The 24,162-nt window shown below is 67.8% G+C and carries 22 protein-coding genes, 1 tRNA gene, 2 pseudogenes and 1 riboswitch; of the genes and pseudogenes, 18 read left to right on the top strand and 7 right to left on the bottom strand.

Annotated elements, in window-relative coordinates; translation table 11 throughout:
- The first annotated feature begins 181 nt into the window (after window positions 1–181).
- Entirely contained in the window at window positions 182–538 is a 357-nt protein-coding gene (locus IEY68_RS26300) for a tyrosine-type recombinase/integrase (protein ID WP_082681571.1), read from the top strand.
- Here IEY68_RS26300 and IEY68_RS26295 read toward each other — a convergent pair.
- A tRNA-Pro gene (locus IEY68_RS26295) sits at window positions 501–577 on the bottom strand. The two genes, IEY68_RS26300 and IEY68_RS26295, sit on opposite strands and share 38 nt — an antisense overlap.
- Window positions 578–607: 30 nt before the next feature.
- Window positions 608–1,870, bottom strand: coding sequence for a YbfB/YjiJ family MFS transporter (locus IEY68_RS26290; RefSeq protein ID WP_082681589.1), 1,263 nt, complete (start codon window positions 1,868–1,870; stop codon window positions 608–610).
- A 68-nt stretch (window positions 1,871–1,938) separates the two neighbouring features.
- On the opposite strand from IEY68_RS26290, the gene IEY68_RS36455 reads away from it, so the two are divergent.
- From IEY68_RS36455 to IEY68_RS26265, 6 genes are all read left to right on the top strand, one after another.
- Entirely contained in the window at window positions 1,939–2,265 is a 327-nt protein-coding gene (locus tag IEY68_RS36455; RefSeq protein ID WP_058856341.1) for a LysR family transcriptional regulator, read from the top strand.
- A gap of 139 nt (window positions 2,266–2,404) precedes the next feature.
- A complete protein-coding gene (locus tag IEY68_RS36450; protein WP_058856342.1) occupies window positions 2,405–2,782 on the top strand; it encodes a LysR family transcriptional regulator substrate-binding protein in 378 nt (125 codons plus the stop codon).
- Between the two features lie 215 nt (window positions 2,783–2,997).
- A riboswitch (cobalamin riboswitch) is annotated at window positions 2,998–3,222 on the top strand.
- 326 nt (window positions 3,223–3,548) lie between these two features.
- Window positions 3,549–4,967, top strand: coding sequence for a short-chain fatty acyl-CoA regulator family protein (locus tag IEY68_RS26280; RefSeq protein WP_058856458.1), 1,419 nt, complete (start codon window positions 3,549–3,551; stop codon window positions 4,965–4,967).
- 194 nt (window positions 4,968–5,161) lie between these two features.
- Window positions 5,162–6,667, top strand: coding sequence for a 2-methylcitrate dehydratase PrpD (gene prpD, locus IEY68_RS26275; protein WP_063000089.1), 1,506 nt, complete (start codon window positions 5,162–5,164; stop codon window positions 6,665–6,667).
- Window positions 6,664–7,578 carry a methylisocitrate lyase gene (gene prpB, locus IEY68_RS26270; RefSeq protein ID WP_058856343.1) on the top strand — a complete coding sequence of 305 codons (915 nt, stop codon included), beginning with the start codon at window positions 6,664–6,666 and terminating at the stop codon, window positions 7,576–7,578. The genes prpD and prpB overlap by 4 nt, the downstream gene beginning before the upstream one ends.
- Window positions 7,578–8,738 (top strand): bifunctional 2-methylcitrate synthase/citrate synthase, encoded by a 1,161-nt coding sequence (locus tag IEY68_RS26265; RefSeq protein ID WP_058856344.1) that lies wholly within the window; start codon window positions 7,578–7,580, stop codon window positions 8,736–8,738. Before prpB ends, IEY68_RS26265 begins: the two co-directional genes overlap by 1 nt.
- 118 nt (window positions 8,739–8,856) lie before the next feature.
- Here IEY68_RS26265 and IEY68_RS26260 read toward each other — a convergent pair whose 3' ends face one another.
- A complete protein-coding gene (locus IEY68_RS26260; RefSeq protein WP_058856345.1) occupies window positions 8,857–9,327 on the bottom strand; it encodes a DUF6194 family protein in 471 nt (156 codons plus the stop codon).
- 81 nt (window positions 9,328–9,408) lie between these two features.
- Here IEY68_RS26260 and IEY68_RS26255 point away from each other — a divergent pair, with 81 nt between their 5' ends.
- The 4 genes from IEY68_RS26255 (at window position 9,409) to IEY68_RS26240 (ending at window position 13,310) form a co-directional block, all read left to right on the top strand.
- The gene (locus tag IEY68_RS26255; protein WP_229719005.1) at window positions 9,409–10,101 is read left to right on the top strand and encodes a MerR family transcriptional regulator; all 693 of its coding nucleotides are present in this window, start codon (window positions 9,409–9,411) and stop codon (window positions 10,099–10,101) included.
- A 270-nt stretch (window positions 10,102–10,371) separates the two neighbouring features.
- Window positions 10,372–11,715 (top strand): NAD(P)/FAD-dependent oxidoreductase, encoded by a 1,344-nt coding sequence (locus IEY68_RS26250; protein ID WP_229719004.1) that lies wholly within the window; start codon window positions 10,372–10,374, stop codon window positions 11,713–11,715.
- Between the two features lie 219 nt (window positions 11,716–11,934).
- Window positions 11,935–12,123 (top strand): hypothetical protein, encoded by a 189-nt coding sequence (locus IEY68_RS26245; RefSeq protein WP_058856346.1) that lies wholly within the window; start codon window positions 11,935–11,937, stop codon window positions 12,121–12,123.
- 443 nt (window positions 12,124–12,566) lie between these two features.
- Window positions 12,567–13,310, top strand: a complete 744-nt coding sequence (locus IEY68_RS26240) for a hypothetical protein (RefSeq protein WP_058856347.1) — start codon at window positions 12,567–12,569, stop codon at window positions 13,308–13,310.
- Between the two features lie 83 nt (window positions 13,311–13,393).
- On the opposite strand, the gene IEY68_RS26235 is transcribed toward IEY68_RS26240, so the two are convergent.
- Together IEY68_RS26235 and IEY68_RS26230 are read right to left on the bottom strand one after the other, a co-directional pair.
- The gene (locus tag IEY68_RS26235; protein WP_267886597.1) at window positions 13,394–14,050 is read right to left on the bottom strand and encodes a P1 family peptidase; all 657 of its coding nucleotides are present in this window, start codon (window positions 14,048–14,050) and stop codon (window positions 13,394–13,396) included.
- 97 nt (window positions 14,051–14,147) lie between these two features.
- Complete coding sequence (locus IEY68_RS26230; RefSeq protein WP_058856461.1) at window positions 14,148–14,990, bottom strand: mycofactocin-coupled SDR family oxidoreductase; 843 nt, start codon at window positions 14,988–14,990, stop codon at window positions 14,148–14,150.
- A 274-nt stretch (window positions 14,991–15,264) separates the two neighbouring features.
- On the opposite strand from IEY68_RS26230, the gene IEY68_RS26225 reads away from it, so the two are divergent.
- Window positions 15,265–15,888 carry a TetR/AcrR family transcriptional regulator gene (locus IEY68_RS26225; RefSeq protein WP_058856348.1) on the top strand — a complete coding sequence of 208 codons (624 nt, stop codon included), beginning with the start codon at window positions 15,265–15,267 and terminating at the stop codon, window positions 15,886–15,888.
- A 194-nt stretch (window positions 15,889–16,082) separates the two neighbouring features.
- On the opposite strand, the gene casG is transcribed toward IEY68_RS26225, so the two are convergent.
- Window positions 16,083–17,747: a steroid-24-oyl-CoA synthetase gene (casG, locus tag IEY68_RS26220; protein ID WP_058856349.1), complete on the bottom strand. Its 1,665-nt coding sequence runs from the start codon at window positions 17,745–17,747 to the stop codon at window positions 16,083–16,085.
- Window positions 17,748–17,970: 223 nt separating this feature from the next.
- On the opposite strand from casG, the pseudogene IEY68_RS26215 reads away from it, so the two are divergent.
- The 3 genes and pseudogenes from IEY68_RS26215 to IEY68_RS26205 all read left to right on the top strand — a co-directional run.
- Window positions 17,971–18,198 (top strand): annotated as a pseudogene (locus tag IEY68_RS26215) (SDR family oxidoreductase); the annotation flags it as partial.
- A gap of 176 nt (window positions 18,199–18,374) precedes the next feature.
- Window positions 18,375–19,281: pseudogene (locus tag IEY68_RS26210) on the top strand (IclR family transcriptional regulator).
- A 154-nt stretch (window positions 19,282–19,435) separates the two neighbouring features.
- The gene (locus IEY68_RS26205; RefSeq protein WP_058856351.1) at window positions 19,436–20,614 is read left to right on the top strand and encodes an acyl-CoA dehydrogenase family protein; all 1,179 of its coding nucleotides are present in this window, start codon (window positions 19,436–19,438) and stop codon (window positions 20,612–20,614) included.
- Between the two features lie 72 nt (window positions 20,615–20,686).
- Here IEY68_RS26205 and IEY68_RS26200 read toward each other — a convergent pair whose 3' ends face one another.
- Window positions 20,687–21,322, bottom strand: a complete 636-nt coding sequence (locus IEY68_RS26200) for a GntR family transcriptional regulator (protein WP_058856352.1) — start codon at window positions 21,320–21,322, stop codon at window positions 20,687–20,689.
- 179 nt (window positions 21,323–21,501) lie between these two features.
- Here IEY68_RS26200 and IEY68_RS26195 point away from each other — a divergent pair, with 179 nt between their 5' ends.
- Genes IEY68_RS26195 through IEY68_RS26185 form a run of 3 tightly spaced genes read left to right on the top strand, consistent with a single transcriptional unit; the run spans window position 21,502 to window position 24,145 of the window.
- Window positions 21,502–22,329 carry an ABC transporter permease subunit gene (locus IEY68_RS26195; RefSeq protein WP_082681573.1) on the top strand — a complete coding sequence of 276 codons (828 nt, stop codon included), beginning with the start codon at window positions 21,502–21,504 and terminating at the stop codon, window positions 22,327–22,329.
- Window positions 22,326–23,081, top strand: a complete 756-nt coding sequence (locus IEY68_RS26190; protein WP_058856463.1) for an ABC transporter ATP-binding protein — start codon at window positions 22,326–22,328, stop codon at window positions 23,079–23,081. The genes IEY68_RS26195 and IEY68_RS26190 overlap by 4 nt, the downstream gene beginning before the upstream one ends.
- Window positions 23,078–24,145, top strand: coding sequence for an NrtA/SsuA/CpmA family ABC transporter substrate-binding protein (locus IEY68_RS26185; RefSeq protein WP_058856353.1), 1,068 nt, complete (start codon window positions 23,078–23,080; stop codon window positions 24,143–24,145). Before IEY68_RS26190 ends, IEY68_RS26185 begins: the two co-directional genes overlap by 4 nt.
- Window positions 24,146–24,162: the final 17 nt, after the last annotated feature.

Raw genomic sequence — 24,162 nt, 5'->3', positions numbered from 1 at the left:
CCGCTGAGGAGATCCTCGACTCCCTCGCCCGATATATCCAACGTATTTCAGGCGCGGAACACTAGGCAGTGTCTCGAAGTCGAGCAGCAGTTGAGGGCGGGCGCCAGCCCGCCCTCAACTGTTACTGAGCCATAGATTGATGGCGGCGATGTGGAGCGTGGCGAGGTAGCGGACGGCGACTTTGTCGAATCGGGTCGCCACCGCCCGATACCTGTGCCGGCACGATCTGCGGCACACCGGTCTGACCTGGTTCGCCGACGCCGGCGTGCCGTTGCACCGGCTGCAGCGGATCGCCGGGCACACCGATCCACGCATCACCCAGCGGTATCTGCACCCCGATCTGGACGAGCTGCGCGGCGACGGTGACCGACTGTCACGCTTCCTGGTCGCCCCTGGTCAAGGGTCTGCGACGGCCCGACAGGGCCGAGATGGTCCCAAACCTCCGATTGGTGGAATAAGAGAAAAACCCCTTCCCATACAGGTGGGAAGGGGTTTTTCTATGGTCGGGCTGACAGGATTTGAACCTGCGACCACTTGACCCCCAGTCAAGTGCGCTACCAAACTGCGCCACAGCCCGTTGCGCCTCGCGTTGCGGCGCCCGATGAGATTACCTCAGAGGGGTTCGAGAGCGGAAATCGGCTGGTTGCGCTGGGTGTTGTGGGTCCGCGCGGGGTCGGCTCCCCGGCCCGGCGCCGGGGTCGTTGCAGTGGCGGTGTGTGCGGGAAGCGGCCAGCGCCAGTATCGCTGAGAGCGCGATGATCATCGCGGCGATCGTGAACGCGGTGGCGAAGTCGGTGCCCAGGACAGGGATGACGATCAGCGGGCCCGTCACCTGGCCGACCGCGTAGGTGGCGGTCAGTACCGCCGCGGCGCGTGTCGCGTGGAGTTGGTGGGCGAAATCGAGAGTCAGGACGACCACAGCCATGAAAGTGGCGCCGAATGTCACCGCCGTGACCACTGCGGCGGCGATGCTGCCGGAGACCGCGGCGACTGCGGTGCCGGCGGCCTGTAATCCCAGCGCCGCAGCGAGTGTGGGTCCGGTGCCGAAAATATGTGCCATCCGGTGCCAGGCCACGGTTGCCGGCATCGCGCACAGTCCGACGAGCGTCCAGACCAGTGCCTCTGCCGAGGAACTGCCGTTTCCGGCGACCGCCGCCACCAGAAATGTGCCGACGATGATGTAGCCGACGCCTTCGGCGAAGTACGACGCCGATAACAATCGCAATGCCCGTCGTGACGGTGCCTCCGCTCCGTGCTCGGTATCGTCCGCGCGACCGGTGCGGCCGGTTTCGGTACGGATATCGAGAAGGAGGGCCGGGATCAGTAGTAGCGCGGTCAGAATTGCCGAGCCGAGCCACAGGCCCTGCCACGACAGATGCGGTGCGGCGAGCAATGTGTAGATCCCGGTGACCGCGATCCCGGCGCCGACGCCCGCGAACGCGATTCCGGGCGAGGCGCCCTCGTTGCGGTGGTGGGCGACGGTGGCCGCGCAGGCGATGAAGATTGCCGCGCTGGCCGTACCGGCGATGAATCGCAGCCCTGTCAGTATCGCGACCTGCGCGGTGGCCGCCATCGCGGCCTCGCTGGCGACGAGCAGTACAGACCACACGAGGAACATCGAGCGCACGTTCCACTGCGGCCGGCGCGCCAGCAGCAGCGCTCCGGTCAGGTATCCGGCGTAGTTTCCCGTCGCGATCACGGCACCGGCACCGGCGGTGATTCCGGCCGAACCGGTCATGATCGGTAGGAGCGGGGTGAATACGAACCGGCCGATACCCATCGCCGCGGCCAGGCCCGCCGCGGCGGCTGCTCCTACCGATGGACCCCGCAGCGTGGGCCGGCGGCTGCGCGTAACGGTTCGATCGGTCATATCCTGCACCTACGATCCGTGGGTGGACTCGGGAAATGATTGCTGAACATGCTGTATACGCTGAGCGTATGGATCTGCAGGTGCGACATCTGGCCGCGTTCGTGGCATTGTGCGAGGAGGGCACCTATACCCGGGCCGCTACTCGGCTGCACCTCACCCAGCCTTCACTGAGTCGCACGGTTCAGGATCTGGAACGTGTGCTCGACACCGAACTGGTCGTCCGGGGGACCCGGGGCCCGGAACTGACGGTGGACGGCCACGAGTTCCTGGCCCGGGCTCGCCGCATCTTGACCGATCTGACCGCACTGCGTAACGATCTGGGCGGCAGGGCCGAGGTCCGGCTGGGATTCGCCTGGCTGCTGCCTTCGGACTGGTTCGCCGGGGTGCGCGCGTAGTACGAACGCGAAGGTGGGCGCCTGGCCATCCGCCGCACCGACGATCCCGTCGGCGATCTCCGGCACAACCGTCTCGATATCGCGCTGATCCGGACAGTGGACCGCACGAGCGACTCGGTCACCTGGCGACGAATCGGTAGTGAGCGTCGAGTGCTGGCGGTATCGGCTGGGTCCGGGCTCGCGCGCACCCGGTCTGAACTGGACCGACCTCGCGGCGTACCCGCTGGTCGTCAATACCCGATCCGGCACGACCACGCCCGACAGCCTGTCCGGACGGCAACCGGGCCGCGATATCGTCACCTGCACCAACTTCGACGAGTGGCTCGAACTCGTCGCTGCCGGTCGGGGGATCGGTGCCGTCCCCGCCATCGCGGTCCACCGTGCCCCGCATCCCGGAGTCGTCTATCGCGATATTTCCGGGATCCCGGACTCCGCGCTCTACCTGGGGTGGCGCCGCACCCCGCCGCCGGCGCGATCTGTTCGCCGCTTCCTCGATATCGCCCTGCCGCCGGTATGAACCGGTGCGGAGTCGCATGATCGGCGCCGGTCTCGAGGCATCGCGGTCGGTCTGTCCCGGCCCCTGTCACCTCTGCTTCGAACGGCATGTGATCGTGCGGTCTCGCGGATACCCGGGACCGGACACGCTCGCGCCCGGCGGCAGCGGGATCGTGGTCCGCGCAATATGCTGGCCGGTGCAGCTGGTTCATCCCGCGCCGCCTCGGTGTGTGGGGTGTCGAAGCCTGCCGGTCGGGTTCACCGAGCGGCGGGCGAGAGGGAACCCGGTGGGAATCCGGGACTGTCCCGCAGCGGTGAGCGGGAGCGATCGCTGTCATACAGCACTGGGTCTCGTGCCCGGGAAGCGACGGCGTAGTACCAGCCCGAAAGCACTTCGCCCGGGCCGGCCGATCGAGGCCGATGCCCGCGAGTCCGAAGACCTGCCGGTTGCGCCGGGCACGCCGTGCCCGGCGGCCGTCGCCTCGCGGATCGGGCGTTACGCCGGCAGTTCACGTGTACGGAGATGCCGGGATATGTCGTCGTGCGCGTTCGGAGGGTTGCGGTCGCTCCTGCCACCGAAGGAGGGCATACCGTGCCGACCTGTCCGAAGTTGAGCGGGATGACCGTGCGGGCGCTGTCGAACAGGTGAAGCCGGGTCGGCGGCGGGGACCGGCCCTACATGCGAACTGCGGCCGGGAGCGTGGCCCGGAGGCCCGGGCGAATATCCGCCGGGCAGTCCGGCCTTTGTCAGTCATCCGGTCCAGGAGAGGATCTCGGCGGTGGAGAAGATGTACGCGGGTGGTCGGCTGCGGGTGCTGCGTGAGCAGCGGGGGCTGTCCCAATCCGGGCTGGCCAAGGCGCTCGGGCTGTCGGTGAGCTATGTCAACCAGTTGGAGAACGATCAGCGGCCGCTGACGGTGCCGGTGCTGATGCGCTTGACCTCGACCTTCGATCTGGAGGTCGGATTCTTCGCGCTGGAGACCGACGCGCGGCTGCTGGCCGATCTGCACGAGGTGTTCGCCGAGGACCCGGAAGCCGCGGCGGTGACCAGCGGCGAACTCGACGATCTGCTCTCGCGGGTGCCGACGGCGGCCCGCTTGCTGATCAGCCAGCATCGGCGGCTGCGCAGCGCGAACGGGCAGCTCGAACAACTCACGGCCGGAATCGATGGTCCGGTCGCGCCCCCGCGTACCGCCATGCCGTACGAAGATGTGCGCGACTACTTCTACGACCGCCGGAACTACATCCCCGCTCTCGACACCGCCGCCGAGGAATTGTTCGCGCACAGCGGTTTCACTCTCGGCGGGCTGGATCTGCAGTTGGCCCGGCTGCTACGCGACGACTACGACGTGGCGGTGCGGATCCGGTCGGGCGAGCCGGGCCGGCCGGGAACCAAGCGGGTCTACGATCCACAGGCACGCACCCTGACTCTCGCGCGGCGGCTCACCGCCGGGCAGCGGGCATTCCAGCTGGCCACCCAGCTGGCGTTCCTCGCCTGCTCCGATGTGATCGAGAACCTGTTGGGGGAGACCGCGGCACTACCGGCCGAGTCGCGCCGACTGCTGCGTATCGGGCTGGCCAATTACTTCGCGGGCGCCCTGATCCTGCCCTACGGGCGCTTTCTGGATGCGGCGGAGCGGTTGCGCTACGACATCGACCTGCTCTCCGCGCAATTCGAGGTCGGCTTCGAGACCGTATGCCATCGTCTCTCGACGTTGCAGCGGCGCGGTCAGCGCGGGGTACCGTTCTTCTTCGTTCGCACCGACCGGGCGGGCAATATCTCGAAACGTCAGTCCGCGACGGCATTTCATTTCTCCCGGGTCGGTGGGAGTTGCCCGCTGTGGGTGGTTCACGACGCTTTCGCCACCCCCGGCCGGATCCGTACGCAGATAGCCGAGATGCCCGACGGGCGCACCTACCTGTGGCTGGCCCGCACGACCGGTGAGAACAACCCCGGGTATCTCGCGCCCGCACGGGATTTCGCCGTCGGTCTCGGCTGTGACCTCGCGTTCGCGGAGAAGCTGGTCTACTCCCATGGACTGCCCATCCACGACTCCGCCGTCGCCGTCCCGATCGGTGCCGGCTGCCGGGTGTGTGAGCGCACCGCATGCGCCCAGCGCGCGTTCCCGCAGATCGGCCGCCCGCTCGCGGCCGACGAGAACCGTCCGGCGAACACTCCCTACGCACCGGCGAGCGGTACCGAGTGAACGGACCCGCACGACCGGGGAGCGGCCGGCTCCGGCGGTCGTGAACCTGCCCGCCGGCTCCGTTACACAGATTCCGCAAATTCGCAGGTCCGGTTACACAAAATTCGCCCGTTGCGACGTATTTTCGCAGGCCCGGGGTCTATGTAGCGTGCAAGTGAGAGCACATCGCACTGATCCCATGGAGGCCTTGAACCGTGAAGAACCACCTCGTCCGCACCCACCGTTCGGCGGAGATCTTCCCCCGCGAAGAGCATCTCGCGTGGCGGATCGCGGAGGTGGCCACCGATCCGGTGACGGTCGCCCCGGAAACCGAGGAGATGATCGTCAACCGGATCATCGACAACGCGGCCGTCGCCGCGGCCTCGCTGATCCGCCGCCCGGTCGCCAATGCCCGTGCGCAGGCGCTGGCCCACCCATACCGGCCCGGCGCCACCGTTTTCGGCGTCGACGGCCGGTTCTCCCCGGAGTGGGCGGCCTGGGCCAACGGGGTGGCGGTGCGTGAACTCGACTTCCACGACACTTTCCTGGCCGCCGAATACTCCCATCCCGGCGACAACATTCCGTCGATCCTGGCCGTCGCCCAGCACGCCGGCCGGTCCGGTCGCGATCTCCTCCGCGGTCTGGCCACCGGGTACGAGATCCAGATCGACCTGGTCCGCGCGATCTGCCTGCACGAGCACAAGATCGATCACGTCGCCCATCTCGGCCCCTCCGCCGCCGCCGGTATCGGCACGCTGCTCGGACTCGATGCCGAAACCGTCTACCAGGCCATCGGCCAGGCGTTGCACACCACCACCGCGACCCGCCAGTCCCGCAAGGGCGAGATCTCGAGCTGGAAGGCCTACGCTCCCGCGTTCGCCGGGAAGATGGCCGTCGAGGCCGTCGACCGGGCGCTGCGCGGTGAGGGTGCGCCCTCACCGATCTGGGAGGGCGAGGACGGCGTGATCGCCTGGTTGCTGGGTGGTCCGGACGCCGAGTACTCGGTGCCGCTGCCCGGTCCGGGGGAGCCCAAGCGGGCGATTCTGGACTCCTATACCAAGGAGCATTCGGCCGAATACCAGAGCCAGGCCCCGATCGACCTGGCCCGCCGGCTGCGCGACCGGATCGGCGACCTGGACCAGATCGCCTCCGTCGTGCTGCACACCAGCCATCACACCCATGTGGTGATCGGCACCGGTTCGAACGACCCGCAGAAGTTCGACCCGAGGGCGTCGCGGGAAACGCTCGACCATTCGGTGCCCTACATCTTCGCGGTCGCGTTGCAGGACGGCACCTGGCACCATGAGCGCTCCTACGCGCCCGAGCGTGCGCAGCGCCCGGACACCGTGGCACTGTGGCGCAAGATCTCCACCGCCGAGGATCCGGAATGGACCCGCCGATACCACTCCACCGACCCCGGCGAGAAGGCCTTCGGCGCCCGCGCCGAGGTCACGCTGAAGAGCGGTGAGGTGATCGTCGACGAACTCGCCGTCGCCGACGCCCACCCGCTCGGCGCGCGGCCCTTCGCCCGCGACCAGTACATCGCCAAATTCCGCACCCTCGCCGAGGGAGTCGTCGATCCGGCCGAGCAGGATCGCTTCCTCGAGATGGTCCAGCGCGCGGGCGAAGTGCCCGCGGGTGAGTTGTCGGAGCTCACTTTCACCGTCTCGCCGGAGGTGCTCGCCCGTGCGCCCCGTTCCTCGAAAGGACTGTTCCGATGACCGGTCTGCTCGCGGCTTCCACATCGGCGGCCGAGAAGCGCTCCGCCTTCCGGGCAGGCCTGGCCTCCGGTCGTATCCAGCGCTTCCCCGGCGCCTTCAATCCCTTGGTGGCGAAGCTGATCCAGGAGATCGGATTCGAGGGTGTCTACGTCTCGGGCGCTGTGCTCTCCGCCGATCTGGGGCTGCCGGATATCGGCCTTACCACGCTCACCGAAGTATCCGGGCGCGGACATCAGATCGCCCGGGTCACCGATCTGCCGGTACTCATCGACGCCGATACCGGTTTCGGGGAGCCGATGAGTGCTGCTCGGACGGTCACCTTTCTCGAAGACGCCGGGATCGCCGGTTGCCACCTCGAGGACCAGGTCAACCCGAAGCGTTGCGGTCACCTCGACGGCAAAACGGTCGTGCCCACCGGGGAGATGGTTCGCCGGTTGCGTGCCGCGGTCTGCGCCCGCCGCGATCCGGACTTCGTGATCTGCGCGCGCACCGACGCCGCGGGAATCGAGGGAATCGACGCGGCGATCGAGCGGGCACGGGCCTACGCCGAGGCCGGCGCAGATCTGATATTCACCGAGGCGCTGCACACCCCCGCGGATTTCGAGCAGTTCCGTGCCGCGGTATCCATCCCGCTGCTGGCCAATATGACCGAGTTCGGCAAGTCCGAATTGATTCCGGCCGCGACGCTGGAATCGATCGGCTACAACGCCGTCATCTATCCGGTGTCCACCCTGCGGCTGGCGATGTTCGCCGCCGAAGCGGGGTTGCGGGAGATCTACGCCGAAGGTACGCAATCGGGCCTGCTGGATCGTATGCAGCACCGCAGCCGCCTCTACGAACTGCTCCAGTACGAGCGCTACAACGAATTCGATTCCGCTGTATACGATTTCACCCTGGGAAGGGGCCAGTGATGAGCACAGCATCGCTCAGCGATCCGGTGCGGGGTGGGGCCGAGGCCGCTGTGCCGACCATCTACAAAGGTCTGGCAGGGGTGGTCGTCGATACCACCGCGATCTCCAAGGTGGTGCCGGAAACCAATTCGCTCACCTACCGCGGGTACGCCGTGCAGGATCTGGCCGCCCACTGCAGTTTCGAGCAGGTGGCCTATCTGCTCTGGTACGGCGAACTACCGACCGCCGCGGAACTGGAGCGCTTCCAGCAGCAGGAACGGGCCTCGCGCCGTGCGGACCGCTCGCTGCTGTCACTGGTGGCGAAACTGCCCGATACCTGCCACCCCATGGATGTCGTCCGGACCGCGATCAGCTACCTGGGAGCCGAAGACCCCGACGAGGACGATAATTCGGTCCCGGCCAACCGAGCCAAGGCGTTGCGGATGTTCGCGGTACTGCCGACCATCGTCGCGGCCGACCATCGCCGCCGTCACGGTCTGGACCCCATCACGCCGCACGCACAGCTCGGTTACGCCGAGAATTTCCTGAACATGTGCTTCGCGACGATCCCCTCCCGGGAACTGGTGAAGGCGTTCGAGGTTTCCCTGATCCTCTACGCCGAGCACAGCTTCAACGCCTCCACCTTCGCCGCCCGGGTGGTCACCTCGACGCTGTCGGATATCTACAGCGCCGTCACCGCAGCCATCGGAGCGCTCAAAGGCAGCCTGCACGGCGGGGCGAACGAGGCGGTCATGCACCATATGCTCGATATCGATGACCCGGGCCGGGCCAGTCGGTGGTTGCGCGACAGGCTGGCCGCGAAGGAGAAAGTGATGGGCTTCGGCCACCGGGTCTACAAGAACGGTGACTCCCGGGTGCCCACCATGAAGCAGGCCTTCCTGGATATCGCCGCCGCGACCGACGGGCAGAAATGGGTGCGGATCTACGAGATCCTGGAGCGCGCGATGGACGAGGCCACCGGGATCAAGCCGAACCTCGATTTCCCGACCGGTCCCGCCTATCACCTGCTCGGCTTCGATATCGAGGTCTTCACGCCGATCTTCGTCATGAGCCGTATCACCGGCTGGACCGCTCACATCATCGAACAGGGCGAATCCAATGCGCTGATCCGGCCGCTGAGTGAATACGTGGGCGTCTCCCAGCGCCCGGTCGTGGCCTGACGAGTAGCCGATCGCGGTGAACCGGTCGGTTCATGTTCTCCCGCGTCGAACGAATACGGGATCGGCCCCGGCCGCAGTGCTGCCGCGCGGCGGCCGGGTCACCCGGTACATCTATGGGCTAACGGCTCTCGGTGCGGCGCCGCGTGCGGGAGCATGCCCGGTCGTAGGCGACCCGCAGGAGCTCCCGGATGGTCTCCGTGGTCCGTGGACCCGGCGCCACCACGGCCAGCCAGCCGAGTTTCCCGTACACCGGGTGGGCGATCACGGTATCGGTCACACTCGGGTCCGTATCGGTGGGCTCCGGATCGCGGGGAGCGCGGCCGGTCCATGTGGTGAACAACTCCGTACCGACCTGGATGTTCACCCGGAAGACGCCGGATCGGTCGAGCCGGGACCGCTCGTCGTCGGGGTAGTTCTTGGTGACGACCGTGGCGAAGGGCTGGGTGTTGGCCGGGATCTCGCCGTCGGGGGCGTAGTAGAAGAATTTATCGCCCCACGCGATCTCGGGGGTGCCGTCGCCGGGGCCGGGTCGCAGGATCAGCACGCCGTCGAGGGCGCCGAGGAATTCCGTGATCTCGTCGATGTTCATGGCTTCGAGCATTACATTGAAGTGCTTGTGGAGACTTGTGGCGAGTACTGGCCTGTTCAAGCGGCGGAAAGTCGCAACCGGGTGGTATTGCGGACCGCCGATATCGCCCGCGGTACCGGCTACTCGGTACAGCAGGTGCGTAATCTCGAGCGCGACGGCATCCTGCCTCCCGTGCCGCGTACGCCCAGCGGTTACCGGGTATACGGCGTAGCTCATCTGTGGTCGGTGCGCGCTTACCGCGCGCTGGCGGCGGGTACCGGCCCGGTGGAGGCCAAGCGGATTCTGCGCGAGGCGCGGGAAAGGGGCCCGTCCCGGTTGTTCGAGCTGTTGAACGGGGCGCACGCCCGGCTGGACCGGGAACGCCGGGATGTCGAGTTCGCGCGCGAGGCGGCCCGGGCCATCGCCGACGAACCTGTCGGCGATACCCGTCCGGCGGATGACATGAGCATTTCCGAACTGGCCCGAGTCCTCGGGATCCGGGCTTCGGCGCTGCGGCACTGGGACGCGGAGGGATTGGTCGTACCGCATCGCGCTGGGCAGTCGGCCCGTCGGTACACGCCCGGCGATGTCCGGGCCGCGCGGCTGGTCCATCAACTCCGCCTCGCCGGTTACGGTATCGAGTCATTGCGGAAGCTGATCCCCAGGCTGCGCGATGTCGGGCGATCGGACGAGATCACCCGAGCTCTGGCCGAGCGGGACACCGGTATCGATACTCGCTGCGCGGCCCTGTTCGAAGCCGCCGCCGCGCTGCACATGCTGCTGCGGACGCAGTAGCAGGGGAGTTCCGCCCCGTCGACACTTCGCCGACCGGGCTCGCGGGCCGGCCTTCGGCCCGTTTCACCGCGAAGACCAGACGGCCGTCCTCCGGCGGGCCGACGAGGCTGTACTGCCGCAACCGGCGGGTGCGTCGTCCAGCCGTGCCACCACCGAGATGCACTGTCCCGGGGCGAGTCCGGCCGCGGCGCAATGCGCGGTGACCCCCGAGGTTTCGGCTGCGATCTCGCGGGAATCGCGCAGTGAGCCGATACGAAGGAGGAGGTGGCCGTGCCGGACGTCGAGGACCACACAGACCGCACCACCGGTCCGCAGCGGGTGGTGATCGTGGGAAGCGGGTTCGCCGGTTTCACCTGCGCCCGTGAACTGTGCCGAGTTCTGGCGAAACAGGACCGCGATATCGAGGTCGTACTCGTCACGCCCAACGATTACATGCTCTACACGCCGCTGCTGCCGGACGTGGCGGGCGGGCTCATCGACCCCCGCTTCGTCGCTGTCTCGCTGGTGGATGCGCTGCCGCGGGTCCGGTTGGTCGTGGCAACGGTCGAATCCATCGACCTGGACGGTAGGACGATCACTGTTACCAGCGAGCACCACACCCCGCGCACGCTGTTCTGGGATCGTCTCGTACTCACCCCGGGATCGGTGACCCGGCTCTTCGATGTGCCCGGCCTGGCCGAACACGGACGTGGCCTGAAAACCGTTGCCGAGGCGTTGTACCTGCGTGAGCAGCTGCTGCGGCAACTCGAGCTCGCCGATCACGAAGGGGACCGGGACCTGCGGCGGGCCCGTCGGACCGTGGTCGTCGTCGGCGCCTCCTACGCCGGTACCGAGCTGACCGCCCAGTTGCGGGCACTCGCCGACACCTACGCGAAACGGCGCGGCTTCGATCCCGCCGAGATCAGGTTCGTGTTGCTCGATACGGCCGACCGCGTGATGCCGGAGGTGGGGGAGAAGCTCAGTGACAAAGTGCTCGCTGTCCTGCGCGACCGGGGTATCGATATCCGGCTCGGGACATCGCTGAAGGAGCTCGCCGGAGATCATGTCGTGCTCACCGACGACACGACTGTGGCGACCTACACCGTGGCGTGGGTGACCGGCGTGACCGGAGCGCCGGTCCTCGGCACGCTCGGACTGCCGATGGAACGCGGGCGGCTCACCGTGGATGTTCACCTACAGGTGCCCGGCCACCCGGACGTCTTCGCCGCCGGTGACGCGGCCGCGGTCCCGGATCTGACGAAACCGGGAACGATCACCCCGCCGACCGCGCAGCATGCGACGCGCCAGGGCAAGATCCTGGCCCGCAATGTGGCCGCGGGTCTCGGGATCGGCACACAGGCGGCGTACAAACACCGAGACATGGGGCTGGTCGTAGACCTGGGGCCCGGTTTCGCCGTCGCCGATCCGATGGGGGTGCGTCTGTCCGGGTTCCCGGCCAAAGTGGTGACCCGCGCGTATCACATCTACGCACTTCCGCGCGGGATCAACCGCTGGGCGATAACCGTGACGTATCTGACCAACGCGGTCATGCCGCGCCCGCTGACCCTGCTCGGTCTGGTCGGCCCGGAAGAAGCGAGCTTCGGCAGCAGCGAAGGGATTCCGGAGCGTGGCTGAGTACACACGGCATTACCGAGCGGCGCACAGGGTATTGCCAGGTTCGCCGGGCAGGGTGGACCTCGAAGCGATACGAGGAGGTCCCCATGATGGTTTACACGACGGCTGCCGCCGGTTTCGCGGTGCTGGTGCTGATGGTGTTGTCCAACCATATAGCCGCCGCGGCGCCACGCACGCTGGTCCGGGTGCGGAGCCGGTGAACCAGGGGCCCGCGCCGGCGTGCCGTCCGGCGGGGCCGGTGACCAGCAACCCGTTGTTGCCGGCGGTAGCGGCAAGGGCCTGGCCGGCCGGTCGGCAGGCTGGTTGTTCGCCGGTCCGGCGGGACCGGGCGCTGCCGGACCGGCGCCGGGCGATCTCGCCGCCGAACGGCTGGACCGGCAGGGCGACGGATCGGCGCTGCGCGGCTGAGCGGAGTGCGAGTGCCGGCGGGACGGGCGGAGATCGTGGGGATCGCCGCCACAGTCGCCGTTCCGGGTTCGGTCGGCGTGCCCGCCGACGAGGTGCGGTGAAGTGGGGACACGCGCTCAGCCCGTAGTGGGTCCGGGGGCGGATGTCTTCTTGTGGCGGTCGTAGTAGGGCGCTACCCGGACCCGGGTTGCCGCAGCGCTGTGGTGAGCACAGCGTCGGCGAGGGTGCGCGGGGAGCAGAGCAGAACACAACCCCTCGGCCTCACACTGTTCGAGGCGGGCGATCGCCGGGTCGGCGAGCGGTTCCGCAGCCGCGGGTCGCACTATGCCGAGCCAGGTGGCCTGACCGGATACACCAGGTATTTCTACTCGGCCTGCCGACCGGGGAACTACGTATACGCGCGGCTCAGCGAAGTGCGATGATTCCGGCGGGAGGAGGATTCGATGTCTTCGACAGATCCACAGGAACCGCGTAGACGGGTCACGATCGGCGAATGGGTGGCGCGGGGGCTCGCGGTGCTGCTGCTGGTACCGGTGCGGTTGCTCTGGGAAGCGGTGAAGTTGTGCGGCCGGGCGGTCGTGACGGCGTGCGTCTACGTACTGGAACGATTGGTGGAGCCGGTGGGCCGGTTTCTCTGGTATCGGCTGGTACGGCCGCTGTGGCTGTTCGTGAAGGATGTGCTGTGGGGGTGGGCGCTACAGCACGTGCTGTGGGGCCTCGTGCTGACACCGCTGGGTGCGCTGCTGATGGACTGGCTGCTGCGGCCGCTGCGGCACGCGGTCGAGCGGTGGCTGTGGCGGCGACTGCTGCGACCGGCGCTCGTCCTGCTGTGGCGCCGGCTCCTGCGGCCGGTGCTCGGTGCGATCGCAGTAATCGTCGAGTGGTTGTGGCGGTGGTGTGTGGAGTGGCCGCTGCGCCAGGTGTGGCGGTGGGTGCTGCGGCCGTGCGGGCTGTTGGTCGTGGCGATCGTCTCCTACGGCTGGCGCGGGGCGACCGCCGCGGTCCGGGTGCTCATTGTGGTGCCGTGTGCGTTCGTCTACCGGACGGTGCTGCGTCCGGTCCTGCGTGCGCTCGGGACATGCTGGGACTTCATCGTCGTACGGCCGATCGCATTCGCGCACCGGCGGGTGGTGGTACCGATGCACCGGATCGCGGCGGATCTGCTGAACACCGTGTTCGGTCGCTGAGCTCTCGTCCGCTCACCCGATCGCGGATATCGTCCCGCGGTGTCGGCTTGTCGATCTCGCCGACCTGCTCAGCGGAGATCTTCTCACCGCGCAGCGACCGACCGGATCGCGTCGACGACAGCGGCCGGCGCCATCAGTCGCACCGTGTCGACATGCGCGTCCACACCGCCGGTGGCGGCGGCGATGAAACCGTCCCCGTCGAAGCGGGTATGCGGTGGTGTCAGTGCCCGGGACAGGCCGTCGTGGGCGCCCTGGGCGACGACGCGACAGCCTGCTTTGTCCAGCCGGGCGTTGGTGAGGACGACCCCGATGGTGGTGTGGTCGCGCGAGTGGACGAAGTCGAACCCGCCGTCGAGCCGGGCGACCGCGTCCAGGGAGATATCCGTTGTTCCCAAGTCGATATCGCCGAAGGCATTGACCGCGCACAGCGCACCGACCACCAGATCGCCCAGTCGCCGCTCGGCATAGCCGAGACCGCCGGGACGCCGCAGTTCCGGCCCACGCCACTGCGAGGTGTAGGCACCGGTGCCCGCACCGACGCGACCCACGAGAAGCTGCTGCCCACCGGCCGCCCGGGCCGCGAGATAGCCGGATCGGGCGGTGGGCCGCGCGGCGGGATCGCCCGCGCCCAAGTCGAAGAGCGCCAGGGTGGGGATGATCGGTACGCGCCCGGCCGGAGTCGGCATAGCCGCGTGTCGTATCGTCACGCACCGTGTGACGACGGCCGAGGAAGCGTGGATATCGTCCCGTCGAGGTTCGCCCGCCGCGCGGCGCCGAAAGCGATCCCCGAGAAAGCGTGCCGCCGTAGCGCGGTCGACCGCGCGCCCGGAACCGGGTTCAGGCGTTGTTCTTCGCGCCGGCTCCGGCGTCGATCGGGAATACCATCCCGGTCAGATGGGCGCTCGCCTCGGCGGCCAGGAAGAGGACGACCCGGGAGACCTCCTCCGGGTCGAGGGCCGCTACGGGCTGCAGATGGGTCAGCCCGGCGAGGGTCGGCGCGATGTCCTCCCAGGTGGGATCGGTGAGGTCGGGCCGGAACCTGCGATACATGGCGTCGTTCTGCACCATGGGCGTGGCGATATTGCCCGGTGCGACGGAGTTCACCGTGATGTGGTGTGCGGCGAGCTCCATCGCCAGAGATTTGGTCAGGCCGATGACACCCCATTTCGAGGCCACGTACGCGGCCATCGCCGGGCTCGCGCCGCGCCCCATCATCGACGAGGTGGTGATGATCCGGCCGTACTTCCGGGCGATCATGCCCGGGGTGACAGCGGCCAGCGTATTGAAAACCCCGGTGAGGTTGCTGCCTATCACTTCGTGCCAGAGTTCGGAGGTGTGTTCACCGATCGGCGACACCCCGGTCACGCCCGCGTTGGCGACCGCGATATCCACCGATCCGAGTTCGTTCTCGGCACGCCGTACCAACTCGTCCATCGCGGCTCTGTCGGAGGTATCGGCCTGCCCGCTCACACATCGCCGCCCGAGTGCGGTGACCAGTTCCTCGGTATGCGCGAGCTCGGATCGCGTACCGAGCGAATAGTCTAGGGCCGCACTGTCTTCGCAGCGATCGCAGAGGACGATATCGGCTCCGCGCTCGGCGAACGCGACCGCGTGCGCGCGCCCTTGACCGCGCGCGGCACCGGTCACCAGTGCGACCCGGCCCTGGAAATCCTGCGACATCGTTGTCCTCCTCGGATGCGCGCGACCGCGCACGACGGTGGGATCGGCCGCGACCTGCGCGCGGTCGGCGTCGCTCACGGTAGGGGCGCCGGGCCGGCGCCGCGGCCGGCACTCTCACTGGGCGAGACCGCAACCTCCGGGCGGCAGAGCCGGATCGGTAGCGTCGACCCTGCAGGCGGGCAGTCCCACTCCACGACGAGGTTCTGCTGTTCGTCTCGACCGGCCGCCACTATCGACACGATTGCCGAGGGTGGTGGGACGAGAAAGGGGAGATATGCCGAGGATCGCCGAGACACGCGATGCCGCGGCACCGAGTTCCAGCGAGCAGCATGCGCGGGTGGTCCGGATACTCGCCGCCGCCGTCACGCTGGCCACCGACAAGGAGCTCGAACGGGTCCAGATGCACGAGGTGGCGAAACTCGCGGGTGTCGCTGTCGCCACCCTGTACCGCTACTTCCCGTCCAAAACCCACCTCTTCGTAGCGGTCATGCTCGATCAGATCGATCGGATGAGCGCGAAATACGCCCGGCACGCGCAGCCGGAGCAGAGTGCGAAGGACTCGGTCCACGACACGTTGCTCCAGGTGGTCCGGGGTTTGTTGCGGCGGCCGCTACTGGCGACGGCGATGATCCAGTCGAACAGCACGGCCAAGGCATCCGCTGTTCCGGACACCGCGGGGGTGGACCGTAATTTCCGGCAACTGCTCTACGATGCCGCCGGTATCGAGCAGATCACCGAACGGGACGCCCGGCTGCTGCGAGTACTGATCCACTCGGTTTTCGGCATAATCCAGTCCTGCCTCAACGGACGCATCACCATCGCGGACGCCGAAGCCGATCTGCGGGTGTCCTGCGATCTGTTGCTCGCGGAATGGCCGGAGTCGTTCGCGGTGGTGTGACGCGGAGGGATTCGGTCGGACCGGTCGCGACTCGTCGCAGTGCTCCCGGTGGTGCGGCTCATGGCCGTTCGCCGGTTGCGTGACTTGCCGCCGATCACGAGGTTCGCGGTGGTGCGACTTGCGGCGGTGGCGCCGGTGGCGCGGCCCTGCCGCGGTGGTGACTGCGCGGCCCGCCGCGGCGGGCCGCGCCCATGTCAGGCGGTGAGACCGCGCCGGACCACCTTTCCGGTCGCGTTGCGCGGCAGGGGTTCGGTAATGATCCGCCAGCGGGTCGGCACTTTGAAATACGACAGGCGCGTCGCGGCGTACTCGTGAAGTTGGTCCGCGTCGACGACCGCGCCGGGTCGTGCGACGACGATCGCCGCTACCTCCTGCCCGAGATCGTGATGCGGGACGCCGACGACGGCGCACTCCGCTACGCCGGGATGTTCGTCGAGACACTGTTCGATCTCGGTGGGGTAGACGTTCTCGCCGCCGCGCAGGATCAGATCCGAGCGGCGGCCCGTCAGCCGGAGCCGGCCGTCCTCGAGGACGCCGAAATCGCCGGTGCGCAACCAGCGGTCGGCGGTGATCGAGGCGGCGGTCGACACCTCGTCCTCCCAGTACCCGAGCATGACGAACGGGCTCCGCACACATACTTCGCCCTCGGTACCGTCCGGTACACGTTCGCCGAACGGGTCACGGATCTCCACGGACACGGTGAGGATCGGCCGGCCGAGGGTGCCGGGGTACTGTTCGAGATCGGCTGTCGTAGCGACCGCGATCGCGGTGCTGCATTCGGTGAGACCGTAGCTGTCGACCAGCGCGTCGCGGGCGAACGGGAACCGTCGCCGCAGCCGGTCCTTGAGCGCGATCGACGACGGAGCCGACGCGAGGGCGAACGCGGTCAGGGACGAGAGATCGTAGTTGTCGATATCGTCGTGCTCGAGCAGTCGCGACGCCATGGTCGGGACCGCACCCCAGTTCGTGACCCGCTCCCGTTCGATCAGCCGCAGCACCGGATCCGCGGCGAACGCGCCCTGGTACATCACCACCGTGCTCCCCGTCGCGAGCCGCGGCACGACCAGGTTGTGCAGGCTGGCGATATGGAACAGTGGCGAGGTCAGCAGGTAGCGAAGGGGACTCGGCTCGGTATCGGTGTAGGTGCGCCCGGCGAACCCGGCCGCGAGCGCGTCGGAGAAACGGTGGTAGTCGACGACGGCCAGCAGATTGCGCTGCGAATGCAGCGCGCCCTTGGGCCGGCCGCTGGTTCCGCTGGTGTAGAGGATGACCGCCGGATCGTCCTCGTCGATATCGGCCCGGGGCAGTTCGGCGCCGGAGTGGGCCGCGATGAGCCGCGGTAGGTCTTCTTCGACGGTGAGTACCGGGATCCCCGCGGTATCGATATCGGCCAGCAGGGCCGCACGTTCGGCATCGACGATCAGCACCGTCGGTCGGCAGTGCCCGAGCCCGTATTCGATCTCCGGGGGCATCCACCAGCTGTTGAGGCCGACACCGACGGCGCCCAGGCACTGGGTCGCCCAGAACGCGATCACCCATTCGGGACAGTTGGCCGCCAGCACCGCCACCCGGTCGCCCCGGCCCACCCCGTACTCGTCGCGCAATGCGGTCGCGAGGGCGGCGACGGCGTCCAGATGCTGTTCGTAGGATATGCGACGGTCGGCCGTCACCAGATAGTCGCGGTCCTTCCAGGCCCGCGAGGCCGCCACCAGATCGCCCAGTGTCCGGCCGCGGTTGCGCATCACGGGGAGGGTGGCGCCGAGGACCTCTTCCGGTCCTATCTCGAAACGGCCCCCGGGGCCGGTCAATCGGGTGATGACTTCGTTCAGCCGCCGCGCTGCGTCTGCCGGTGTCGTCATGGTGGCGCCTCTCTCGTTCACGGTGCCCAGCTGCTGGCAACCTCTCATGGCGTGCCGGAAAGCCCGGCCGACGTTGCCACTGAGCGAGACCGCGCCCACGACCGCTCCCGCCTTCGCGGTTGGCGTTGCGGCGCCGCGGGTGGTGGGCCCGTCGGGAAGGTGTGCCGGACGGGTGCCGGCGGTCGGTGACCGCGGTGCCGTATCACCCGCGGTGCCACAGCACATCCGGGTGAACGCGGTCGCCCCGCATGCCCTCTCGCCCGGGTTGAAATGGTGGACCGAGCACAATCCCGAGGAAGCGGCCGAGTTCGTCGCCACCATCACACTCGGGCGGATCGGCGACTGTGCCGACGATATCGGTCGCGCGGTCGCGTTCCTGGTGAGGCCGGATACCGGCTATCTGACCGGCGCGACCATACCGCTCGACGGGGGACAGGCGCGCTGGTCCTGACCGGTACCAGAACGATCCGTGCGGGGGTGGTACATACCGGCTCCGGGTGATGGGCTGCGATCTCGGATTACTCGCCGATTCCGCTCCGCTGCGGTCGGTGGGTGTTACTGTGATGCGAGAATCAATTTCAGTTTTTGCCTATGAAAGGCTTCTGAACAGCTCATTTGGAGATGTTGATGACCATCATTGATTCGGGGTCCGGCACCGCCGAGCAGGACCGGAGGCCGGAGCTGCCGCCGTCCATGGTCGAGCGGATGACCCGGATCCTGGATGCGTTCGACAGTCGTGCGACGCGGTTGTCCCTCGAGGAAGTCGCCCGGCGCGCGCAACTGCCCCGATCCACCGTCTACCGCATCCTGCACCAGCTGACCGAGTCGAGCTGGATCGAGCACACATCTTTCGGCTACGCGCTCGGCCGTCGCGCGCTCGGCCTCGGTGGTGGTGACGGACATGATCGGATCCGGGCGGCGGCGGCACCGCTGCTGCACGAACTGCACCTGCGAACCGGAATGGTCGTGCACCTGACTGTGCTCGACGGTGGCGACAGCCGGTATCTCGACAAAGTGGGCGGGCGGTTCGCCGCTCAGCTGCCCTCCCGGGTGGGCGGCTGCGCCCCGGCCTACTCCACAGCCGGGGGAAAGTCGATTCTGGCAGGCCTCGAGCCGGAGGCGGTCGACCGCCTCTACCGTCCTTCTCTGGTCCGCCGTACCGGTAATACGATCGCCGAACGCACGATCCTGCACCACGAGCTCAGCCGGATCCGGTTGCGCGGCGGACTCGCCTTCGACGACAGCGAATCGGTACCCGGCGTGGCCTGCGTCGGCGCGGCGGTGCGCGGGCACAGCGGTCCGGTCGCCGCTGTCTCGCTGTGCGGCGATGCGAAATCCGCGCGGCTCGACCGCGTCGCACCGCTGGTGGTGAACACGGCCCGTGAGGTATCGCGCACCCTGTTCGCCGGACCAGCCGACCGGTCGGCGGACAATGCGGGGGCCGGACGGCTCCAGGCTCTCGGAACCCATTGAGCGAGCGAACCGGCCCGATACCCCATGTGGTCGTGAATTTCCGGATCTCGGGTCTCACTGATCGGAAGGCGCGGTGTTCGAACGCCGAACGTCCTGGCAGCCTCGGCGAAACGACCGGGTGACCGGCGACCGGGGACGCGCGAGTACGCCGCGAATCCGCGACGCCGCGCGCATCGCCGGTTCCGCCGCACGCGATCGAACAGAAAGTTGTAGCCATGGGCCAGGTACTGGACCGGATCGAGCAGTACGCGGACGAGCTCCGTGCCGAGGGAGCCGAAGGCGACAAGCTCATGCGCCTGTCCGCCACGTCCGTACGGCGACTGCGGGAATCCGGTGCGATACGGATGCTGCAACCGAAGGCGCACGGTGGACTGGAATGCCACCCACGTGAATTCGCGGAGACCACGATGGCCATCGCCGCGATGGACGGGGCGGCGGGCTGGGTCACCGGTATCGTCGGCGTCCACCCGTGGGAGCTCGCCTTCGCCGACCCGCGTGTGCAGGAGGAGATCTGGGGCGCCGATCCGGACACCTGGGTCGCCTCGCCCTATGCGCCGATGGGTGTGGCGACTCCCGTGGACGGTGGTTATCTGCTCAACGGCCGATGGTCGTTCTCCTCGGGCACCGACCACTGTCAGTGGGCTTTCCTCGGGGCGCTGGTCGGCGATGCCGCCGGTAAACCGGTGCTGCCACCGAACTCCCTGCATGTGATCCTGCCGCGGTCGGACTACGAGATCGTCGCGGACTCCTGGGATGTGATCGGACTGCGCGGCACCGGTTCCAAGGACTTGATCGTCGAGAACGTCTTCATTCCCGAGTATCGGACGCTGTCCGCGGCGGATGTGATGGACGGTACCGCCGTACGGCGGGCCGGTCGCACCGAAACCCTCTACCGGATGCCGTTCTCCTGCATGTTTCCCCTCGGTATCACCTCCGCGGTGATCGGTATCGCCGAGGGAGCGCTGGCCTGTCATATCGCGGCGCAGCGGGAGCGGGTCGCGGTAACCGGGATCCCCGTCAAAGAGGACCCGTACGTCCTCTTCTCCATCGGCGAGGCGGCCGCCGAGATCGCCGCTTCGCGGGCGGCGCTGCTCGAGAACGTGGACCGGTTCTGGGACAGTACGGAAAAGGGCCGGGAGGTGAGCTTCGAGGAACGCGCGATCGGCCGGCGCACCCAGACGGCGGCGGCGTGGCGGGCGGTTCGCGCGGTCGACGAGATCTTCGCCAGGGCCGGCGGCGGTGCGCTGCACTACCGCTTTCCCATGCAGCGCTTCTTCCGGGACGCGCACGCCGGGCTGGCGCATGCGATCCATGTCCCCGGTTCGATCTTCCACGCCTCGGCGTTGACCCAGCTGGGCGGCGAACCGCAGGGTATCCACCGCTCGATGATCTGAACGGCACATCTGCGTAGATCCGGAATGTAGTGCGGTGCGGCGTGGCCGGGCTCGGGTGTGCTCCCGTCTCGGCTACCGGCGGTGGGTCATCTCGGCGAGACGCAGGTCACGCGTGCGGGACTGATGGGTCTCCATGGTTTTCGCGGCGCGTTCGGGGTCGCGGTCGCGGATCGCCTCGAAGATCTGGGTGTGCTCCTGCTCGATGAGATCCAGGTTGTCCCGGGTGCGTGAGACCGCGCCGTCGTAGACCCGCAGCCGGGCGTCGAGGAGGGCCATCAGCTCGAGGGCCGTGGTGTTGTGCGCGGCATGACGTAGCGCGACATGCCATTGCGCGTGCCGGTCGAGGCGCTCCTGGCCGTTGAGTCCCCGGGTGGATTCCAGCAGGTGCTGCAATTTGGCCAGATCGAAATCTGTGCGGCGGGCGGCCGCGCTGCGGGCGACGGTGGCCTCCAGGGCTATTCGGGCCTCGCAGATATCGAGTATTTCCTCTGGCGTGCGCATCCGGACGACGAAACCGCGTGATTCCTTCGTCATGAGACCTTCGATTTCCAGTCGCATCATGGCTTCGCGCACAGGAGTGCGAGATACACCCAGGTCGGCCCCGACGTTCGCGGGGACCAGCAGGGTGCCCGGCGGGTAGTCGCCGCCGACGATACGGGCGCGCAGCTGTCGATACGGCGAATCCGATGAACCGCGGGATTCGGGCATAAGGGGATATCTCCTCGGAGCGGGAACGCGATCGTTCACCGATACCACAGTCACAGCGCGAAGAACAGAGTTCTGAACGCAACTGTATACAAATGGCGACACTTGCGTACGCAAGCCCTACCGTGCCTGGAAAAGCAGGACAGGAGAGTTATGTATCCGCAAGTGAACGAAGCCCGCCGATGACCGGATCGGTGGCCGCGGGGCCGGCGCGCCGCTGGACCCCGAGCGGAAAACTCGGCGGGTATCCGCGGGCGCTGCTGCCGTGGGTGGTGCCGGTGCTGATCGTCGGGGCTTGGCAGTGGAGTTCGAACACCGGGATCATCTCACCGGCGATCCTGCCCGCGCCGTCGGTCGTGCTCGATACCGCCGGCACGCTGTGGCGCAGCGGTGAACTACCGGACCACATTCTGGTCAGCCTGCGCCGGGTGGCGATCGGGTTCGGTATCGGCGCGGCGATCGGCCTGGCCTTCGGCTTCGCGGTGGGGCTGTCCCGGCTTGCGGAAGGGGTTTTCGACCGGAGCCTGCAGATGGTGCGGGCGCTTCCGCATCTGGCCCTGGTCCCGCTGCTCATCGCGGCGTTCGGGATCGGTGAGACACCGCGCATCGTGCTGGTCACGCTCGGGGTGATCTTCCCGGTCTACCTCAACACGGTCAGCGGTATTCGAACCGTCGACGAGAAACTGATCCAGCTGGGCAGCTCCTACGGGCTCACCCGATGGGGGTTGATCCGCCATATCGTCGTGCCGGGCGCGATGCCGATGATTCTCACCGGTATCCGGTACGCGCTGGGTGTGGCGTGGCTCACCCTCGTTGTCGCCGAGACCATCGCGACCCGTGAGGGGATCGGTTACCTGGCGCAGAACGGCCGGGAGATGTTGCGCACCGACCGGATCGTGCTGGCCATCGTGCTCTACGCACTCGCCGGTCTGCTCGCCGATCAGATCACCCGGCTCATCGAGCGCCGCGCACTGCGGTGGAACCCGACAATGCGGAAGGTGCGGTCGTGAGCGGTCGGACGAAAGACCCAGTCGGTCTCGCATTGCGTGATGTGGGCATCCGGTATCGCGACACCTGGGTGCTGCGCCATCTGGACCTGGCGGTCGAACCGGGGCAGTTCGTCGCGATCGTCGGTCCGAGCGGAGTCGGGAAATCGAGTCTGCTCCGGCTCATGGCGCAGCTGGAAGCGCCCACCGAAGGGACCCTCAGCACGGTCGGAGCCGCCACGTATTCAGCCCGGATGATGTTCCAGGAGGACCGGCTGCTGCCCTGGAAGTCGGTGCTCGGCAATGTCACGCTGGCGACCCGGCGCCGGGACGACACAGCGCGCGAGTTGCTCGAACAGGTGGGACTGGCGGGGCGCGAGAAAGACTGGCCCGCGGAGCTCTCCGGCGGACAGCGCCAACGCGTCGCGCTGGCCCGGGCGCTGCTGCACCACCCGGACATCCTGCTGCTGGACGAGCCGTTCGGTGCCCTGGACGCCATCACCCGGGTGAACATGCACGAACTCGTCGAAGCGCTGCTGGCGCGGGAACCGCGGACCGTCGTGCTGGTCACCCACGATGTGGAAGAAGCGCTGATGCTGGCCGACCGGGTGCTGCTGCTGACACCGGAGGGCATCACCACCGACCTCGTCGTCGCGCAACCGCGGCCACGCAGCCGTGGCGATGCCGAGCTCGCCGATCTCGAACAGCGCTTGCTGGACGATCTACTCGCCGCCGACCGACTGGCGCGGCAATCCCGGAAAGGCACAACAGTATGAGCAGGCCGTTATCGCTGAACAGGCGCGGATTTCTGAAGGCCACCGGTCTCGGCGCGCTGGGCGTGGCCGGGGCCGCGGCGCTATCGGCCTGCGGGCCCGGAAACTCGGCGCCGGCGGAACTCACCGAGATCCGCTACGCGCTGATCGGCGACGGCAAGGCCGAACCGGGCACGATCCTGTCGCATCGGCTCGGCGGCTTCGATGTGAGTGCCGAGGTGGGGCTGCCGGTGTCGTTCCCCACCGGATTCGCCGCATCGCTTCCGGTGATGGAGGCGATCAAGGCGGGAAGTATCGAGTTCTCCTTCGCGACCGCGACGGCGATCATCTACGCGATCGGTGGCGGCGTGCCGGTGGTGCCGCTGGTCGCCTACCCGCTGCCCGCGAACGAGGTCGACATCCTGGTGCCGAAGGGGTCCGATATCAAGTCCGCGGCAGATCTCGCGGGTCGCAAGGTCGCCGACCATCAGGGCACCACCGGGACCTACAGTCTCGTCAAATATCTGGAGACCGCCGGGCTGACGATCGACGATATCGAGTACGTCAACCTCACCGCCGCGGACGCGGAAGCCGCTTTCGCGCAACGGCATGTGGACGCCTGGATCAACTGGCAGCCCACTATCGAACTGGCCCGGCGCAAGCACGACGCCGATGTGCTGCCCGGCGTGCGCACCTACGATTACGCCTTCTTCGTGGCCTCCGAACAGTTCGCGTTCGAGCGTCCGCGCGAAGTGGCGACCCTGGTGCGCAATGTGCGGGACGCGCAGCGCTGGATCGAGGCGAATCCCGAGACCGCCGTCGCGGAATTCGCGGCGCTGGGCGGGTTCGGTGATTCCACCCTGGAAAAGGACGTCTACTACGACCTGGTCCAGCAGAAACGGCTCTCGTACTCGGGTGCGGGTGATTTCGGCGTCATCGATCAGGAAGCCGTCGCCGGCACACAGGATCTGGCGGACAACTTCCACGAGCTGGGCGTGTACCCGGAGGCCGTCGATGTGCGCGGCTGGTTCGCCGACACCCGGTTCGCGCCGGTCGCCGATGCCGTGCGCGCCGAACTGTCCACATAGTGATCGATAGATACCGG

The sequence above is a fragment of the Nocardia jinanensis genome, from assembly GCF_014645735.1.
GTDB lineage: Bacteria > Actinomycetota > Actinomycetes > Mycobacteriales > Mycobacteriaceae > Nocardia > Nocardia jinanensis.
Note: the sequence above shows the minus strand (reverse complement) of the source record. Positions and strands in the feature narration are given on the sequence as shown.

Bases quoted from the DNA above. Each gene is read 5' to 3' on its own strand.
- IEY68_RS26290 (WP_082681589.1), bottom strand. From the start codon at position 1,870: ATGACCGATCGAACCGTTACGCGCAGCCGCCGGCCCACGCTGCGGGGT.
- IEY68_RS36455 (WP_058856341.1), top strand. From the start codon at position 1,939: ATGGATCTGCAGGTGCGACATCTGGCCGCGTTCGTGGCATTGTGCGAG.
- IEY68_RS26280 (WP_058856458.1), top strand. From the start codon at position 3,549: ATGTACGCGGGTGGTCGGCTGCGGGTGCTGCGTGAGCAGCGGGGGCTG.
- prpB (WP_058856343.1), top strand. From the start codon at position 6,664: ATGACCGGTCTGCTCGCGGCTTCCACATCGGCGGCCGAGAAGCGCTCC.
- IEY68_RS26265 (WP_058856344.1), top strand. From the start codon at position 7,578: ATGAGCACAGCATCGCTCAGCGATCCGGTGCGGGGTGGGGCCGAGGCC.
- IEY68_RS26260 (WP_058856345.1), bottom strand. From the start codon at position 9,327: ATGAACATCGACGAGATCACGGAATTCCTCGGCGCCCTCGACGGCGTG.
- IEY68_RS26240 (WP_058856347.1), top strand. From the start codon at position 12,567: ATGTCTTCGACAGATCCACAGGAACCGCGTAGACGGGTCACGATCGGC.
- IEY68_RS26230 (WP_058856461.1), bottom strand. From the start codon at position 14,990: ATGTCGCAGGATTTCCAGGGCCGGGTCGCACTGGTGACCGGTGCCGCG.
- IEY68_RS26225 (WP_058856348.1), top strand. From the start codon at position 15,265: ATGCCGAGGATCGCCGAGACACGCGATGCCGCGGCACCGAGTTCCAGC.
- casG (WP_058856349.1), bottom strand. From the start codon at position 17,747: ATGACGACACCGGCAGACGCAGCGCGGCGGCTGAACGAAGTCATCACC.
- IEY68_RS26205 (WP_058856351.1), top strand. From the start codon at position 19,436: ATGGGCCAGGTACTGGACCGGATCGAGCAGTACGCGGACGAGCTCCGT.
- IEY68_RS26200 (WP_058856352.1), bottom strand. From the start codon at position 21,322: ATGCCCGAATCCCGCGGTTCATCGGATTCGCCGTATCGACAGCTGCGC.
- IEY68_RS26195 (WP_082681573.1), top strand. From the start codon at position 21,502: ATGACCGGATCGGTGGCCGCGGGGCCGGCGCGCCGCTGGACCCCGAGC.
- IEY68_RS26185 (WP_058856353.1), top strand. From the start codon at position 23,078: ATGAGCAGGCCGTTATCGCTGAACAGGCGCGGATTTCTGAAGGCCACC.